Origin of the sequence: Pseudomonas entomophila (assembly GCF_013523165.1) — a bacterium.
Classification (GTDB): Bacteria; Pseudomonadota; Gammaproteobacteria; order Pseudomonadales; family Pseudomonadaceae; genus Aquipseudomonas; species Aquipseudomonas entomophila_A.
The window spans coordinates 158,263-174,210 of record NZ_JAAMQI010000007.1 but is presented as its reverse complement, the minus strand read 5'-3'; the positions used below and the strand labels follow the sequence as shown (position 1 = coordinate 174,210).

The 15,948-nt window shown below is 66.8% G+C and carries 10 protein-coding genes, 1 tRNA gene and 2 pseudogenes; 6 read left to right on the top strand and 7 right to left on the bottom strand.

Annotation, left to right across the window (positions count from 1 at the left end; translation table 11 throughout):
* Positions 1-57: 57 nt before the first annotated feature.
* From G7Z99_RS08005 to G7Z99_RS07995, 3 genes and pseudogenes are all read right to left on the bottom strand, one after another.
* On the bottom strand, positions 58-1,215 hold the full coding sequence (locus G7Z99_RS08005) for a hypothetical protein (protein ID WP_181093027.1): 1,158 nt from the start codon (positions 1,213-1,215) through the stop codon (positions 58-60).
* 323 nt (positions 1,216-1,538) lie between these two features.
* Positions 1,539-1,894: pseudogene (locus G7Z99_RS08000) on the bottom strand (IS5/IS1182 family transposase); the annotation flags it as partial.
* A 78-nt stretch (positions 1,895-1,972) separates the two neighbouring features.
* Positions 1,973-2,049, bottom strand: a tRNA-Met gene (locus G7Z99_RS07995).
* Between the two features lie 241 nt (positions 2,050-2,290).
* Here G7Z99_RS07995 and G7Z99_RS07990 point away from each other — a divergent pair.
* The 5 genes from G7Z99_RS07990 to G7Z99_RS07970 all read left to right on the top strand — a co-directional run bounded on the left by G7Z99_RS07990 (position 2,291) and on the right by G7Z99_RS07970 (position 9,077).
* On the top strand, positions 2,291-3,502 hold the full coding sequence (locus G7Z99_RS07990; protein WP_181093026.1) for an MFS transporter: 1,212 nt from the start codon (positions 2,291-2,293) through the stop codon (positions 3,500-3,502).
* A gap of 103 nt (positions 3,503-3,605) precedes the next feature.
* Positions 3,606-4,790, top strand: a complete 1,185-nt coding sequence (locus G7Z99_RS07985; RefSeq protein WP_181093025.1) for an MFS transporter — start codon at positions 3,606-3,608, stop codon at positions 4,788-4,790.
* A complete protein-coding gene (locus G7Z99_RS07980) occupies positions 4,783-5,424 on the top strand; it encodes a DNA-3-methyladenine glycosylase family protein (protein WP_181093024.1) in 642 nt (213 codons plus the stop codon). Before G7Z99_RS07985 ends, G7Z99_RS07980 begins: the two co-directional genes overlap by 8 nt.
* Before the next feature lie 111 nt (positions 5,425-5,535).
* Complete coding sequence (gene ada, locus G7Z99_RS07975; protein ID WP_181093023.1) at positions 5,536-6,588, top strand: bifunctional DNA-binding transcriptional regulator/O6-methylguanine-DNA methyltransferase Ada; 1,053 nt, start codon at positions 5,536-5,538, stop codon at positions 6,586-6,588.
* Between the two features lie 59 nt (positions 6,589-6,647).
* Complete coding sequence (locus tag G7Z99_RS07970; protein ID WP_181093022.1) at positions 6,648-9,077, top strand: DUF3772 domain-containing protein; 2,430 nt, start codon at positions 6,648-6,650, stop codon at positions 9,075-9,077.
* Between the two features lie 21 nt (positions 9,078-9,098).
* Here G7Z99_RS07970 and G7Z99_RS07965 read toward each other — a convergent pair whose 3' ends face one another.
* The gene (locus tag G7Z99_RS07965) at positions 9,099-9,362 is read right to left on the bottom strand and encodes a DUF6429 family protein (protein ID WP_181093021.1); all 264 of its coding nucleotides are present in this window, start codon (positions 9,360-9,362) and stop codon (positions 9,099-9,101) included.
* 298 nt (positions 9,363-9,660) lie between these two features.
* Between G7Z99_RS07965 and G7Z99_RS07960 the strand changes: the two genes are divergently transcribed.
* Positions 9,661-12,540 (top strand): PAS domain-containing hybrid sensor histidine kinase/response regulator, encoded by a 2,880-nt coding sequence (locus tag G7Z99_RS07960; protein WP_375139142.1) that lies wholly within the window; start codon positions 9,661-9,663, stop codon positions 12,538-12,540.
* A 44-nt stretch (positions 12,541-12,584) separates the two neighbouring features.
* Here G7Z99_RS07960 and G7Z99_RS20130 read toward each other — a convergent pair whose 3' ends face one another.
* The 3 genes and pseudogenes from G7Z99_RS20130 to ychF all read right to left on the bottom strand — a co-directional run bounded on the left by G7Z99_RS20130 (position 12,585) and on the right by ychF (position 15,931).
* Positions 12,585-13,316 carry a methyl-accepting chemotaxis protein gene (locus tag G7Z99_RS20130; RefSeq protein ID WP_375139141.1) on the bottom strand — a complete coding sequence of 244 codons (732 nt, stop codon included), beginning with the start codon at positions 13,314-13,316 and terminating at the stop codon, positions 12,585-12,587.
* A gap of 132 nt (positions 13,317-13,448) precedes the next feature.
* Positions 13,449-14,564: pseudogene (locus tag G7Z99_RS20125) on the bottom strand (Cache 3/Cache 2 fusion domain-containing protein); the annotation flags it as partial.
* A gap of 266 nt (positions 14,565-14,830) precedes the next feature.
* Positions 14,831-15,931: a redox-regulated ATPase YchF gene (ychF, locus tag G7Z99_RS07950; protein WP_181093019.1), complete on the bottom strand. Its 1,101-nt coding sequence runs from the start codon at positions 15,929-15,931 to the stop codon at positions 14,831-14,833.
* Positions 15,932-15,948: the final 17 nt, after the last annotated feature.

Here is a 15,948-nt window from a genome sequence, read left to right as displayed (position 1 = left end):
CAGGCTTCTTTCGGGCCGGCCTGGCGGCAGGCGTGCGCCGAGAGGCCGGCAGACGCGTCACAACGCCTGGGGCGCGCCGTCGACCGGCTTGCGCAGGTCCCGCAGGCGGCGGGTCATCTCGCCGGTGTTGCACTTCGCCGCCGCCTGCGCGGGCGTGTACGTGCGCACCGTCTGGAAGAACAGCTCGCACGTTCGCTTTCTCTGCGTCACCTGCCACTGGGTCGAGCAGGCCTCCAGCGCCTGCCTGGCGTCGGCCTGTGGCTCGCGTCCCATGCCCGCCTGCCAGCAGGCCGCCGTCAGGTCCTGCCCCATCATCTTCAAGCCCGCTGCATCGGCTGCGTCCTGATCGCCGCCATGGCTGTTCTTGTTGGCCGCATACCAGATCGCACTGGGGTGGTTGGCGCCCAGCACCGGCACCTGCGCGCCCGGTTGCGGGCTGATGCTGACCAGGTCCAGGACACCGACTTTGGGCCCGTACTGCTGCTCGATCCAGGCATGCACGGGAGCGCCGAAGGCAACCATCGGCAACGGACTGGCCGAGCTCTGCAGAGTCATCTCGCGGACCATGCGTACCTGATAGTCCTTGAAGTAGCCGTAGGTGTCCGCCAGGGCAGCGCCTGCGCTGGCGGGTGCCGCGATCGGGGCGATGTCGATGATGGTCTGGTACGCCGGTGTCTGGCTGGCCTCCACGCCATTGAAGGTCAACAGCTCGGCCCAGCGGTCGGTGGTGCTGGAGCGCAGGTAGTCCTGGGCCTGGGTCAGCGAATAGTCGGGCGGGAAGTGCAGCAGTTCGATGCTGCGGCGATGCTGCAAGGCCATGCCCAGCGGCAGGAACAGGTACCAGTCGTACGACCATTTGCCATCCTTGTTCAACCGGGTGGCGCCCTCATAGGCCAGTTCGCCGCTGTCGAGCAGCCTGCGCAGTGGCTCGGCATAACTGGCGGGGACCTCACTGATGGCCGCGTGGAGCCGGTCGTGGTCCCGGCGGACCTGCACCTGCGCGTTGGCATAGCCATCGCGACGCACGCTCTGGGTCAGGTAGTGCTCGACGGTCTGTTCCAGCGTCCAGGTGCGGTAGCAGATCACATGGCAGTTGTTGGGGAAGGCGAACAGGCGGGTGGCGCGTTGGGCGTCACCCAGGTCGATGTTCGCGTCGGCCAGGGTCAGGTTGCAGAAGGCGAGGGCAGCGAGGCCCGGTAAGGCGGTTCTTGTCATGCTCGATTCCTTGTCGACGACCGCCCGGTTGAGCGGCCGCGCGCATAGTGCGGCAAGGCGTCTTTCAGTGGAAAGGACAAGAGGGCCAGTGACGACGGCGGTGACAGCTCATCGTCCCACGGCAAGCCACGGCAGCCACCCATCAGTGACATAAAGTGCCATCCATGCGGCTTGGCATTTATGCCAGTTTTTGGATGTCGAATGCGCGTCCAAACCAAGGAGGGTATCCACCATGAAGACTGACAGTGATACCCGGCTTTTCTATTAAGGGGAGGTCGTGCGTACTGCATTGGAGCGCGCGCGTCACCACACGTTGATCAAGAGTGCTCCTCTCGCTTCTCAACCTCGATGTAACCGGCGTCAGCGTACACCGCGTTCTCCTCGCCGTGCAGCCGTTTGACCACCTGGGTAACGTCTGCGACGTTGGCGGCAGTATCGTGAACGTGGTGCATTCAGGATCGCGCTTGCCCTACTTGTTCGAACTCCGCGGATGGATGATGGTGGCGTCGACGAAGGTATCTTGGCGCAGCGACCGGTCCTTGTCTTGCAAGTAGCCGCTGATGACCTGCAGAATTCCGGCCGCAGGCTGATGCTTCTCCAGCAGATGCCAGAACCTCATGGTCGCGGTGTCTTCGGGAATCGGCGCACTCAAGGTCAGGCGCGCCAACTGGCGTAGAAGTCGTCGTGTGAGCTTGAGCCACGCGGCTTTTCTAGGCAAAAGAAAAGGGCCTACCTTGCGGTAAGCCCTTTTCGGATTTGGTGGCTACACAGGGACTTGAACCCCGGACCCCAGCATTATGAATGCTATGCTCTAACCAACTGAGCTATGTAGCCAATGGCGCGCATTATTCCCTCGTGCGCTGTCGGTGTCAACACTCACGCACAAAAAAATTTGCACGCTTTCAAACGCTTAGCGGCCCTGGCCGGTGCTGTCCGACGAATAGCACGGGGCCGGGCACCCCTTAGAGGGGACACGCGCCGCCGCCCAGATGCCGCGCACGCGATAAAACAGTGGCGATGCCTGCGCTCGATTCCCGATAATCCGCTTCCACACCTGCGCCGGGAATCCACGCCAATGGCCACCAGCAGCACCTCCACCGCCAGCACCGGTACGGCGAATCCTGCCCAGCCGCTGGTGATGCGCATCATCACCTTCTGTGCCCTGGCGCACCTGATCAACGACCTCATCCAGTCGGTACTGCCGTCGATCTACCCGATGCTCAAGGCCAGCTACGACCTGAGCTTCGCCCAGATCGGCCTGATCACCCTGACCTTCCAGATCACCGCCTCGCTGCTGCAGCCGTGGGTCGGTTTCTACACCGACCGACGGCCCAATCCGAACCTGCTGCCCCTGGGCACGCTGTGCACCCTGGTCGGCATCGTCATGCTGGCCTTCGTCGGCAGCTTCCCGATGATCCTGCTGGCCTCGGCGCTGGTGGGCATCGGCTCGTCGACCTTCCACCCGGAAACCTCGCGCATCGCCCGGCTGGCCTCCGGTGGGCGCTTTGGCCTGGCGCAGTCCAGCTTCCAGGTCGGCGGCAACGCAGGCTCGGCGTTCGGCCCCTTGCTGGCCGCCGCCATCGTGATTCCATTCGGGCAGACGCACGTGGCCTGGTTCGGCCTGGCCGGGCTGTTCTTCTTCGGCGTGACCCTGCTGCTGCGTCGCTGGTACAAGGACCACCTCAACCAGTTCAGGGCCCGTCAGGGCCAGCAGGCCAGCCACGGCCTGTCGCGCCAGCGGGTCATGCTCGCCCTGGGCGTGCTCGGGCTGCTGGTGTTCTCCAAGTACTTCTACATGGCCAGCCTGACCAGCTACTACACCTTCTACCTGATCGAGAAGTTCGGCGTGACGGTGGCCAGCTCGCAACTGCACCTGTTCCTGTTTCTCGGCGCCGTGGCGGCCGGCACCTTCTTTGGCGGGCCGATCGGTGACCGGATCGGGCGCAAGGCGGTGATCTGGTTCTCGATCCTCGGCGTGGCGCCCTTCACCCTGGCCCTGCCTTACGCGGACCTGTTCTGGACCACCGTGCTCAGCCTGATCATCGGGTTCATCCTCGCCTCGGCCTTCTCGGCGATCGTGGTCTATGCCCAGGAGCTGGTACCAGGCAACGTCGGCATGGTCGCCGGGATCTTCTTCGGCCTGATGTTCGGCTTCGGCGGGATCGGCGCTGCGCTGCTGGGCTACCTGGCCGACCTGCGCGGCATCGAGTACGTCTATGGCCTGTGTTCGTTCCTGCCATTGTTCGGGGTGCTGGCGGTGTTCCTGCCCTCCACGGGCAAGCGCTGAGCGGCGATTGACCCCGGCGGAGGACTGGCTTACGGTCGTTCGCCTTCCAAGGATCAGGATCGGGCGGGCGCCGATGCCCCAGCCGCGATCGTCAGGAGTGGAGATGGACACACGTTTGCTGGCGGGCCTGCTGTTCGCCGTCTCGGTCGTCGGGTTCAGCCTGGGCGCCAGCTTGCCGCTGGTCTCGCTGCGCCTGCTCGATGCCGGTGCCAGTACCCTGCAGATCGGCATCGTGTCGGCGATCCCGGCGGCGGGCATGATGCTGTCGGCCTTTCTGGTCGATGCCTGCTGCCGCTACCTGACCCGGCGCGTCATCTATCTGGGCTGCTTCAGCCTCTGCGCGGCGAGCATCGCACTGCTGGAGTGGGGCTTCGCGTCGATCGCCTGGCTGGCGGCGTTGCGCCTGGCGCTCGGGCTCGGCATGGGCATCGCCATCATCCTGGGCGAGTCGTGGGTCAATGAGCTGAGCCCGGAACGCAACCGCGGCAAGATCATGGCGCTGTACGCGACCAGCTTCACCGGCTTCCAGGTGCTCGGCCCGGCCTTGCTGGCACTGCTCGGCGCCCACGGCCCCTGGCTGATCGCGATCGTCTCGCTGGCCTATCTGCTGGCGCTGGTGTGCATCGTCTTCACCGTGCCGAACGACCGGGTGCGTCATGAAGGCGACGACACCAAAACCTTCACCTTGGGCGGTTTCCTGCGGGTGGCGCCTGCCTTGTGCCTCGGTGTGCTGTTCTTCTCGTTCTTCGACGCCGTGGTGCTGTCGCTGCTGCCGGTGTATGCCACCGGCCTGGGCTTCGCGGTCGGCGTGGCCGCCCTGATGGTGACCGTGGTGTTCGCCGGTGACATGCTGTTCCAGTTGCCATTGGGCTGGCTGGCCGATCGGGTGGAGCGCACGGGCCTGCACCTGGCCTGTGGCCTGATCGTGCTGGCGATCGGCATTGGCTTGCCCTGGCTGATGCTCACCCCCGCGCTGCTCTGGCCGCTGCTGATGCTGCTGGGGGCGGTGGCGGGGGGGATCTATACCCTGGCCCTGGTGCTGATCGGGCAGCGCTTCAAGGGGCGCGACCTGGTGACCGCCAATGCCAGTGTCGGACTGCTCTGGGGCGTCGGCAGCCTGATCGGCCCGCTGGTCAGTGGCATGGCCATGGACAGGGCGCCCCATGGCCTGCCCATGGCCCTGGCCGCGATGGCCGGCCTGTTCGTGTGCGCAGCGCTGCCGGCCTACTGGCGTGCCGACAAGCGCTCGGGCGCGATGAGCGATGCCGGGGAGGGCAGCGATGCCTGAGCAAGGCCACGACCTGGCGCCGGACGTGGACGATACCTATCGCCAGGCCAGCCTGCACCTGGCCGCGCAGGATGCCGACTGGGCTCGCCAAATTGCCGCCATTGGCCCCTGCCGGCATCGGGCGACCGTGCACCGTGAGCCCTTCGAGGCCTTGGTCAGGTCGGTGGCCTACCAGCAGCTGCATGCGCGTGCCGCCGAAGCGATTCTCGGTCGATTGCTGGCGCTGTTTCCCGACGTCGCCTTCCCCAGTGCAGAGGCCTTGCTCGCGACCGACCCGCAGCGCCTGCGTGCCTGTGGCTTTTCGGCGCGCAAGCTGGCGACGCTGCACGCGCTCGCCGAGGCGCGGTTGACGGGGCAGGTGCCGACCCAGCAACAGGCCCAGGCCTTGACCGACGATGCCTTGGTCGCACGCCTGGTCACGCTGCCAGGCATCGGCCGCTGGACGGTCGAGATGCTGCTGATCTACGGGCTGGGGCGTCTGGATGTGCTGCCGGTGGACGACTATGGCGTGCGCGAGGGCTACCGCCGTCTCAAAGGGCTGGACAAGGCGCCGACCCCTGCGCAGATGCGCGCGCTGGGTCAGGCCTGGCGTCCTTACCGCACCATCGCGGCATGGTACCTGTGGCGGGCCTGATTAGCTGATCGCATATGCGCGCGTTTCTTTCGGATTGCTGCGTCAGAATCGGAGTGTCCACCCCGTCAGGGCCTGCCAGACTGTCACCCTCACTGCCTCGAGGTGCCCAGCATGCCATCGCTCCCAGCCTACGCCACCGACAACCAACGCTGGCAGGCGGTCGTCACCCGTGACCAGGCCGCGGCCGGGCAGTTCGTCTATGCGGTGCTCAGCACGGGCATCTACTGCCTGCCCGGTTGCGCGGCCCGTGCGCCCAGGCGCGACAACGTGGTGTTCTTCGACGATCCCGGCGCCGCCGTCCAGGCCGGTTACCGAGCCTGCCAGCGCTGCTGGCCCAGGCAGGCGCCGGCAGGCTGGGTCGCGGACGCGTGTCGGCTGCTCGAGGCCGATGAGGTGCCCCTGGGTCTGCACGCACTGAGCGAGCGGTTCGGCCTGAGTGCCGGGCACGTGCAGCGACGCTTCAAGGCCGACACCGGGCTGACGCCGAAAGCCTATGCCGACGCGTGCCGGGCACGGCGTCTGCAGCAGGCGCTCATCGCCCGTCAGGGGTCGGTCACCGAGGCGATCCACGAGGCCGGTTATGGCTCCAGCAGCCGCGTCTATGAGAGGGCTCGGCAGCGCCTGGGCATGCGACCACGCCAGGTCCAGGGCCAGGGCGCTGGCACGACCGTGCGCTTCGCCATCGGTCAGTGCAGCCTGGGCGCGATTCTGGTCGCGCAGAGCGAACGGGGAATCTGCGCCATCTGGCTGGCGGACGAGGCCGACACCTTGCTGCGGCAGGTGCAGGACTGTTTCGCCCAGGCCGAGCTGATCGGCGGCGATGCCGCATTCGAGCGCGTGGTCGCCGAGGTGGTGGGCTTCGTCGAGCAGCCGGCGCTCGGCCTGCACCTGCCGCTGGACATCCGCGGCACGGCGTTCCAGGCACGCGTGTGGCAGGCGCTGCGTGCGCTGCCGGTAGGCGCCCGGGTCAGCTACCGCGACATCGCGACGAGCATCGGAGCGCCCAAGGCCGTGCGCGCCGTGGCCAAGGCCTGCGCCGCCAATCGACTCGCCGTGGCCATCCCCTGCCACCGCGTGGTGCGCAGCGACGGTGCGCTCAGTGGCTACCGCTGGGGCCTGGAACGCAAGCGGGCCTTGCTCGAGCGTGAAGCCGAGGCTCCCTGAGCCGAACAAGCAGCGTAGAATCCGCCCCTCGAATGCTGATGGACAGAGAGGACACTTCGATGAGGCGCCTACGCCTTGACCGTTTTTGCGCAGGGTTGCTGGCCCTGCTGTTGTGGGTCGCGCTGCCTGCCTGGTCGGCCCCCGAGGCACCGGTGCGCCAGCCCGGCGAGCTTCCCGTGTTGGCCGAAGACGCCAGCCTGGCCCAGTTGAGCGACCGGCTCGACCTGATTCGCCAAGGCGTCTCGAGCAGTGCCAACGACGACCTGCTGGCCCAATTGCGCCAGGCGAGCCTGCAGGTGCAGCGTCAGGCCAGCGCGCTGGCCGCGCAACGCACCACCGACATCGCCCGGCTGGACGATCAGCTCAATGTGCTGGGGCCGGTGCAGGCCGACGAGGCCGACACCCTGACACGCCAGCGCCGCGAGCTCACCGCCGAGCGCAAGGGGCTGGTGGACGAACAGACCCAGGCCACGCAGCTGGCCCAGTCGGCCACCGACCTGTCGACGCAGATCGTCAACCTGCGCCGTAGCCAGTTCAACTCGCAGGTCAGCAGCCGCGCCGCGAGCCCCCTGAGCCCGGCGTTCTGGTCCAGCCTGATCCGCCCGACCGACGAAGACCTCGCGCGCCTGCGCACCTTGCGCAGCGAGGCGGCCGAGGCCCTGGCCAGCGCCTGGAGCCCGGAGCATCGCACGCTGTTCATCGTCAGCCTGGTGGCCGCGCTCCTGGTCTGGACCTTGGTGCGACGCGTGTTCGAGCGCCTGCTCGCGGCGGCCATGCTGCGCTGGATCCCCGAAGGCCGGCTACGGCGCAGCGCCCTGGCGCTGAGTGTGGCCGTGGCCACGCTGACCACCATCGGTGGCGCGGTCTCGCTGGTGCGCTGGGGGCTGGAAAACAGCGCCACGCTGGGCGCCAACACCTCGGCGCTGATCGATCACATCCTCACGCTGGTGGTGTTCACCGCCTTCATCGCGGGCCTGGGTCGCGCCATGCTGATGCTGCAGCGCCCGTCGTGGCGCCTGCCGCCGATCCCTGATCAGGTCGCCAGCGCGTTGGCCTGGTTCCCCCAGGTGCTGGCGCTGGTGTTGATGCTGCTGCTGACCCAGGAACGCGTCAACAGCGTCATCGGCACCAGCCTGGCGCTGACCGTAGCCACCAATGGCCTGACCGCCCTGGCCGTGGCGGCCCTGTATGCCGCCGCGCTGGTCCGTTACCGCCGTGCCCGGCGCCAGAACCAGCTGCAACGGCCCAGTGGGCTGGCGGGGCTGGTGCCGTTCGTGCTGACGGTCTGGGTGGTGCTGATCATCGCGGCCCTGCTCACCGGCTACCTGGCGCTGGCGTACTTCCTCGCCTCGAAGCTGCTGTGGATCAGCGTCGTGGCCACCTGCGCCTACCTGCTGACCTGTGTCTTCGTCGACCTGTGCGAAACCCTGCTGTCGCCGCGCCATCCCGGGGGGCTGGCCCTGGCCTCGGCCCTGGGCCTGGCGCAGCGTCACCAGGCCCAGGCCAGCACCCTGCTCATGGGCGTCGGCAAGACCCTGCTGCTGTTCACCGCGCTGATGTTCGCCTTCCTGCCGTCGGGCACCAGCCCTGGCGAGCTGTTCATGAGCCTGGCCGAATGGGACGGCAGCGGCGGGCGCATCCTCGGTAACCTGAACCTGGTTCCGGAGGACATCTTCATCGCGGTGGCGATGTTCTTCATCGGCCTGTTCGCCATCCGCGTGCTCAAGCGCTGGCTGGGCGAGCGCCTGCTGCCGGAAACCGAGATGGACGCCGGCATGCGTGCGTCGCTGGTGACCCTGGTGGGCTACCTGGGCTTCCTGTTCCTGGCGATGCTGGTAATGTCGACCCTGCACATCAACCTCAGCAGCCTGACCTGGGTGGTCAGTGCACTGTCGGTGGGGATCGGTTTCGGCCTGCAGGCCATCGTGCAGAACTTCATCTCCGGCCTGATCCTGCTGACCGAGCGGCCCGTGAAAGTCGGCGACTGGGTCAGCCTGGCCGGCGTGGAGGGCGATATCCGGCGCATCAACGTGCGGGCCACCGAAATCCAGATGTCCGACCGCTCGACGGTGATCGTGCCCAACTCGCAGTTCATTTCGCAGAACGTGCGCAACGTGACCATGGCCAACGCCCTGGGCGTGGTCGGCATCACCCTGACGCTGCCGCTGGACACCGACGCCCAGCAGGTGCGCGAACTGCTGCTCGCGGCCTACGCCGAACACGACGCGATCCTCGACACGCCAGCGCCGTCGGTGTCGTTCAAGGACATCACCAACACCGGCATGGTGCTGGCGGTCAGCGGATATGTGGCCGGGCCACGGGTGGTGGGCGGCACCCGCAGCGACTTGCTGTTCACCATTCTGGGGCGCCTGCGCGAGCAGGGCATCGCCTTGTCGGCGCCGCAGAGCATGGTCTTGCTCAGCGATGGCACGCAGGCCGTCGGGCCAGCGCCTACACCAACGACGACGCCTGCGCCAGCGCAAGGCTGAGTCGGGCGACCCGTATTGGTTTCACGACCGGTGCGGGTCGCCAGGAGCCAATTCGGGTTCGGACACGCCGAACAGGCGCTCGGCCACTTGACGGCCAAGCGCCTCGCCTTCTTCCGTCAGATAGATCGATTTACGCTTGCCTGCCGGCTGGGTGATCAGGCCGCGCTCGTGCAGGCGGTCCATTACGCCCCAGTCATAGCCTTTCCAACTGCGGCCCCCGTCGAACGAAAACGTCTCCAGCAGGGCCAGGACTGCGTCGTCGATACGTGCTTTGTCGTACTCCATGGCATGCTCCCTGAGTGGTTCGTGCAAGGGTGGAGTATAGGGGGCAGACTGAGCATCGCCCAAGAAGCGGACAGGCCACGGGGACAACGCAGGCATGAGCACGTGAGCATTCCCGCCGCAGCCGCGGTCCGATGCCCGCTGCACGCTTGACGCCCGCCCCGGTGAGCCTCACTGTGCGCTACGTGGCGCCCGCAGCGTGAGCCGGCTCGCCAGCGGCAACATTGATGTGCAGAGAGGACAGCCCCTGAAAGACCTTACCCGTGAAGCGCTCGAGCGCGAAGTCACGCGCCTGCGCGCGGTGCTCGAACAGGCGGGGATCGACCCGCAGAACCCCTCGCGCCTGCCCAGCCCCTGTCGCAAAGGCCCGATGGCCTGTGTCCGCGACGCCGCACGGCAACGCGCGGTGTTCGACAGCGCCATCGACTTCGCCATCGTCCTCACCGACCCCGACGGCATCATCACCGACTGGAACGCCGGCGCCGAGCAGGTGATGGGCTGGAGCGCCACGCAGATGCGTGGGCAGCACATCGCCCGCATCTTCACGCCCCAGGACCGTACCCAGGGCCAGGTCGAGCAGGACATGCAGGTAGCGCTGGGCGAGGGGCGCATCAGCGACGAACGCTGGCTGCTGGGTGAAGGGGATCGCCATCTGTGGGGCTCGTGCGAGATGATGCCGCTGCTCGACGAAGCCGGCACGCACCTGGGCTTCATGAAGATCCTGCGCGACCGCACCCGCGAACACCTGGCCGGGCGTGCCATGGCGCAGACCCGCGAGCGCTACCGGCTGGCCGCCAAGGCGACCAACGACGCCATCTGGGACTGGGACCTGGTCGGCAACCATGTGCTCTGGAACGACGCCCTGGAGCAGGCCTACGGGCACCCGCTGGCGCAGATCGAGACCACCGGGCAATGGTGGCTCTCGCAGATTCACCCTGAGGACCGACAGCGCATCCACGACTCGATCCACGACGTGATCGATGGGCATGGCAGTGCCTGGAGCGATGAGTACCGCTTCCGGCGCCAGGACGGCTCCTATGCCGAGATCCTCGACCGTGGTCATGTCATCCGCGACGGGGAGGGGCGTGCCATCCGCATGATCGGCGCGATGCTCGACCTGACCAGCATGCGTCACGCACAGATGGCCTTGCGCAAGAGCGAGGAGCGCTTCCGCACCGTCGTCGACACCATCGACGCGGCCTTCGCCATCGTTCAGGTCAAGTTCGACAGCGACGACAAGCCGATCGACTACCGCTTCATCGAGGCCAATCCGGCCTTCGCCCGCGAGTCTGGCGTGGACCTGCGCGGCAAATGGGTCACCGAATTCGCGCCGAACCTGGAGCCGTTCTGGTTCGAGACCTATGGCCATGTGGCCAAGACGGGCGAGCCGGCCAATTTCGAGAACTATGCCGAAGCCTTCGGTCGCTGGTTCGACGTGCGTGCCACCCGCGTGGGCGACCCGGCCGAGCGCCAGATCGGCATCGTCTTCAACGACGTCACCGCGCGGCGCAACGCCCAGGAGCGTCTGCGCGTCAGCGAGGCCCTGGCCCGCGAGAACGTCGAGCGTGTGCAGCTGGCCCTGGCTGCCGGCGCCATCATGGGCACCTGGCACTGGCACCTGCCGACCGACTGCTTCACCGTCGACGAGGCCTTCGCCATCGCCTTCGGCCTCGACCCGGCCCTGGGCCGCAGCGGGCTGCGCCTGGAGCAGGTGATCGCCACCGTGCACCCCGACGATCGTCAAGGCCTGACCGCTGCCATCGATGACGCCATCGCCCGAGGCGGTGCCTATGCGCATCAGTACCGCGTGCGCCGCGCCGATGGCCAGTACTACTGGATCGAGGCCAATGGCCGGGTCGATCATGCCGAGGATGGCACCCCCACGCACTTCCCAGGCGTGTTGATCAACGTGCAGGAGCGCCGCGTCATCGAGGCCGAGCGCGATCGGGCCACCAATGCCCTGCGCGCGCTCAACGACACGCTCGAGCAACGGGTCGCCGAACGCACCACGGCGTTGATGCAGGCGGAAGAAAAGCTGCGTCAGTCGCAGAAGATGGAAGCGGTCGGGCAGTTGACCGGTGGCCTGGCCCACGACTTCAACAACCTGCTGGCGGGCATTTCCGGCTCCCTGGAGCTGATCGGTGCGCGGATCGCCAAAGGCCGTGCCAACGAGGTGGACCGTTACCTGAACGCGGCCCAGGGCGCGGTGAAGCGGGCCGCTTCGCTGACCCATCGGCTGCTGGCGTTCTCTCGGCGGCAGACCCTCGATCCACGTCCGACCGACGTGAACATCCTGGTGGCAGGCATGAGCGAGCTGATCCAGCGCTCGGTGGGGCCGGGCATCCAGGTCGAGACCGTGCCGACGGCCGGGCTGTGGCCTGCCCGGGTCGACGCCAGCCAGCTGGAAAACGCCCTGCTCAACCTGGCGATCAACGCCCGCGACGCCATGCCCGAGGGCGGGCGCATCATCATCGAGACCAGCAACCGGCGCATCGGCGACGAACTGGCCATGGCCCTCGAACTGGCCAGCGGGCACTACCTGTGTCTGTCGGTCGCCGACACCGGCACGGGCATGAGCGAGGATGTCATCGCCAAGGCGTTCGACCCGTTCTTCACCACCAAGCCACTGGGGCAGGGGACCGGCCTGGGGCTGTCGATGATCTACGGCTTCGCCAAGCAGTCCGGTGGGCAGGTGCGCATTCATTCCATCGTCGGGCAGGGGACCACGGTCTCGGTCTACCTGCCGCGGCACGTGGGCGACGTGGTGCGTGACGAAGACCAGGAAGGCGACTTCCCCTCGGCCTCCACCGAATCGGGCGAGACCATCCTGGTGGTGGACGACGAGCCGACCGTGCGCATGCTGCTCACCGATGTGCTGGGCGATCTGGGATACACCGTGCTCGAAGCCGGTGACAGCCTGTCAGGCTTGCAACTGCTGCGCTCGGACCTGCACATCGACCTGCTGGTCACCGACGTCGGGCTGCCCGGCGGCATGAACGGTCGGCAGCTGGCCGATGCCGGGCGCGAACTGCGGCCCGGCATGCGCACGCTGTTCATCACCGGCTATGCCGAAAGCGCTGCGCTCGACGATAGCTACCTGGGGCCGGGCATGCAGGTGCTGACCAAGCCGTTCGCGGTGGATGCCCTGGCCATGCGGGTCAAGGAATTGATGAGCCATTGAGGCTGCGGCGGGCGCCACGTGTGGCGCCCTGTGCTGCAGAGGGATCAGGCGTTGACCCTGAACCGGTCCACTTCCCGACGCAACTGCGCAGCCAGCCCCTCGAGCTCCTTGGCCGTCGTGGCCAGGTCGTTGGCCACCTCGTGCTGTTGCCCATTGGCCTGGGCGATGCTCTGCAAGTTGCGACTGAGCACGGTCGCCGTGCTGCTCTGCTCTTGGGTGGCGGTAGTGATCAGCGCGAACTGCTCCCCCGCCGCACGGCTCTGCTCGTCGATCCGGGCCAGGGCCTGGGCGACCTGATCATTGCGGGTCAGACCTTCGTGCATCAGCTGGTTGCCCTGCGCCAAGGTGCCGATCGCCTGCTCGGTCTGCTGCTGGATGCTGGCGATCATGCCCGAGATCTCGTCGGTCGCCTGACGCGTGCGTCCGGCCAGGCTGCGGACCTCATCGGCCACCACCGCGAAGCCGCGTCCCTGCTCGCCGGCACGTGCGGCCTCGATGGCGGCATTGAGCGCCAGCAGGTTGGTCTGCTCGGCGATGGCGGTGATCACCCCGACGATGCCGCCGATTTCCTGGGAGCGTGAACCCAGGGTGTCCATCGCCGCCGCCGTACCGCCCAGGGCTTCGGCGATCTGCTTGAGCGAAGCCGAAGCGTCGTCCATGGCATTGCGACCGACACGGGTCTGCTGGGCGTTGTCCCGTGCAGTGCGCTCGGTGCCTGCCATGTTGTCGGCGATGTCCAGCGACGTGGCACTGAACTCCTCCACGGCGCCTGCCATGCTGGTGATCTCACCCGATTGCCGCTCCATGCCGTCGCAGGCCGCGGCAGACAGGCCGGCCAAGGCATGCGCCCGCTCACTGACCTGCCCGGAGGCCTGACGAATGTGCTCGACCATGTCGCTCAAGGCGTCGGCCATCTGATTGAAGCTGCCGGCCAGTTGGCCGATCTCGTCCTGACTGGTCACCGGCAGGCGTGCGCTCAGGTCGCCCGCGCCCAATGCCTGGGCCTGGGTCACCAACCCGGCCAGCGGCCGCAGCTTGCGCCGCAGCAGCCAGAGCGTGGCGGCGACGGCGAGCGCCATGGCCAGCAGGCTGCCGATGGCCAGGCGCAGGCCGACGTTCCAGGTCACTTCCTCCAGCTCGGCCTCGGGCATGCTCGCCACCACGGTCCATGGGCCTTCGGCGAACGGTGTGGTGACACTGAACAGGGTGCGCTCGCCGTCCTGCCAGAAGCGCCCCTGCAGGCCGTCCGTGCCCGCGAAGGCTTGTGCGGCCGCTGCTGGGTCGTTCACCTCGGCCGGGGCGACCAGCCAGGTATGGTGCTCGTCGAGCAAGGCCAGGGAGCCGGTCTGGCCGATGCGAAAGCGCGTGAGGTTGGCGAACTGGGTGTTCTGCGCATCGGTGTAATCGAAGCCCACGAACAGGGCGGCGATGACCTGACCACTACCATCGCGCACGGGAACATAACGGGTCATGTAGTTGCGCTCGAACAGCATGGCACGGCCGACGTAGGCCTGGCCTGACAGCAAGCGTGCGTAGGCAGGGTGCTGACGGTCCAGTCGAGTGCCCAGAGCGCGGCTCCCGTCCTGCTTGGTCAGCGACGTGCTGATGCGCACGAAGTCATCGCCGCTGCGCACGAACACCGTGGCCACACCCGCCGTCATGTCCTTGAAGTCATCGACCTGCTGGGTGTCGTTGTTCACCAGGCGAGCGTTCAGGTAGAGCGCCGGCGTGGCTTCTCCGGCCACCACTACCGTTTCGTTGCCCTGCAAGGTCAGCCCCGTGGCGAAGCGCCGCTCGAACAGGCCACTCAGGCGTTGGGTATTGTCCTTGAGCGAGCCGTGGAAGGTGTCGAGCTGATCGGCCAGCAGGCGTGCTTCGCTGAGCAGGTGCTCCTGGCGGGTCTCGAGGTTGGCGTCGTTCAAGGCATGCAAGGCGAACAGGGTGCTGCCAGTGATCACGACGGCCAGCACGACGGCGAGGGCGACGCCAAGCTGGGAGGCGATGTGGGTACGGGGGCTGGGCATGCGAGGCTCCTGGCAGTAGGGCAGAATGACCGAATCGTGTCGATTGGTCTTTTCTTGTCCAGGCCGTCCATGTCCAGTTCAGGGGCGCTGGTGTCACTGGATCGACACGTGGCAGGATTTCTTGAGCCGTCGAGGATGTATGGCGAAGGATTCGCGCTATTCAAGAGGCACTGAACGCACACCCATGGCCCACTAAAAAGCCCCCGGATCGATCGCGACCGCAGGGGCTTTTTCGAAACACTGCGCGACGAACGTCGCTGGGTGCGTCAGACGTTGAAGCGGAAGTGCATCACGTCACCGTCCTTGACGATGTAGTCCTTGCCTTCCAGACGCCACTTGCCGGCTTCCTTGGCGCCGCTTTCACCCTTGTACTGGATGAAGTCGTCATAGGCGACCACTTCGGCACGGATGAAGCCCTTTTCGAAGTCGGTGTGGATCACGCCGGCCGCCTGGGGAGCGGTGGCACCGATGCGCACGGTCCAGGCACGGACTTCCTGCACGCCGGCAGTGAAGTAGGTCTGCAGGTTGAGCAGGCCGTAACCGGCACGGATCACGCGGTTCAGGCCAGGTTCTTCGAGGCCCAGGGCTTCGAGGAACATGTCCTTCTCTTCGCCTTCTTCGAGCTCGGCGATCTCCGCTTCGATCTTGTTGCACACCGGCACCACGACCGCGCCTTCTTCCTCGGCGATGGCCTTGACCACGTCCAGGTGCGGGTTGTTCTCGAAGCCGTCTTCGGCCACGTTGGCGATGTACATGACCGGCTTGCTGGTCAGCAGGTGGAAGCCACGCACGACGGCCTTCTCGTCGGCGCCCATGTCTTTCATCAGGCTGCGCGCGGGCTTGCCTTCGGTGAAGTGCGGGATGAGCTTCTCGAGGATGGCCTTCTGTGCCAGCGCTTCCTTGTCACCGCCCTTGGCGTTGCGGGTGACCTTCTGCAGCTGCTTCTCGCAGCTGTCGAGGTCGGCGAAGATCAGCTCGAGGTCGATGATCTCGATGTCGCGCTTGGGGTCGACGCTGTTGGAGACGTGAATCACGTTCTCGTCTTCGAAGCAGCGCACCACGTGGGCGATGGCGTCGGTCTCGCGGATGTTGGCCAGGAACTTGTTGCCCAGGCCTTCACCTTTGGAGGCACCGGCCACCAGGCCGGCGATGTCGACGAACTCCATGGTGGTCGGCAGCACGCGGTTGGGCTTGACGATGGCCGCCAGGGCGTCCAGGCGTGCATCGGGCATCGGCACGATGCCGCTGTTCGGCTCGATGGTGCAGAAGGGGAAGTTTTCCGCCGCAATGCCCGATTTGGTCAGGGCGTTGAACAGGGTGGATTTGCCCACGTTGGGCAGGCCGACGATGCCGCAGTTGAAACCCATGGGTATTCCCCTTTTGG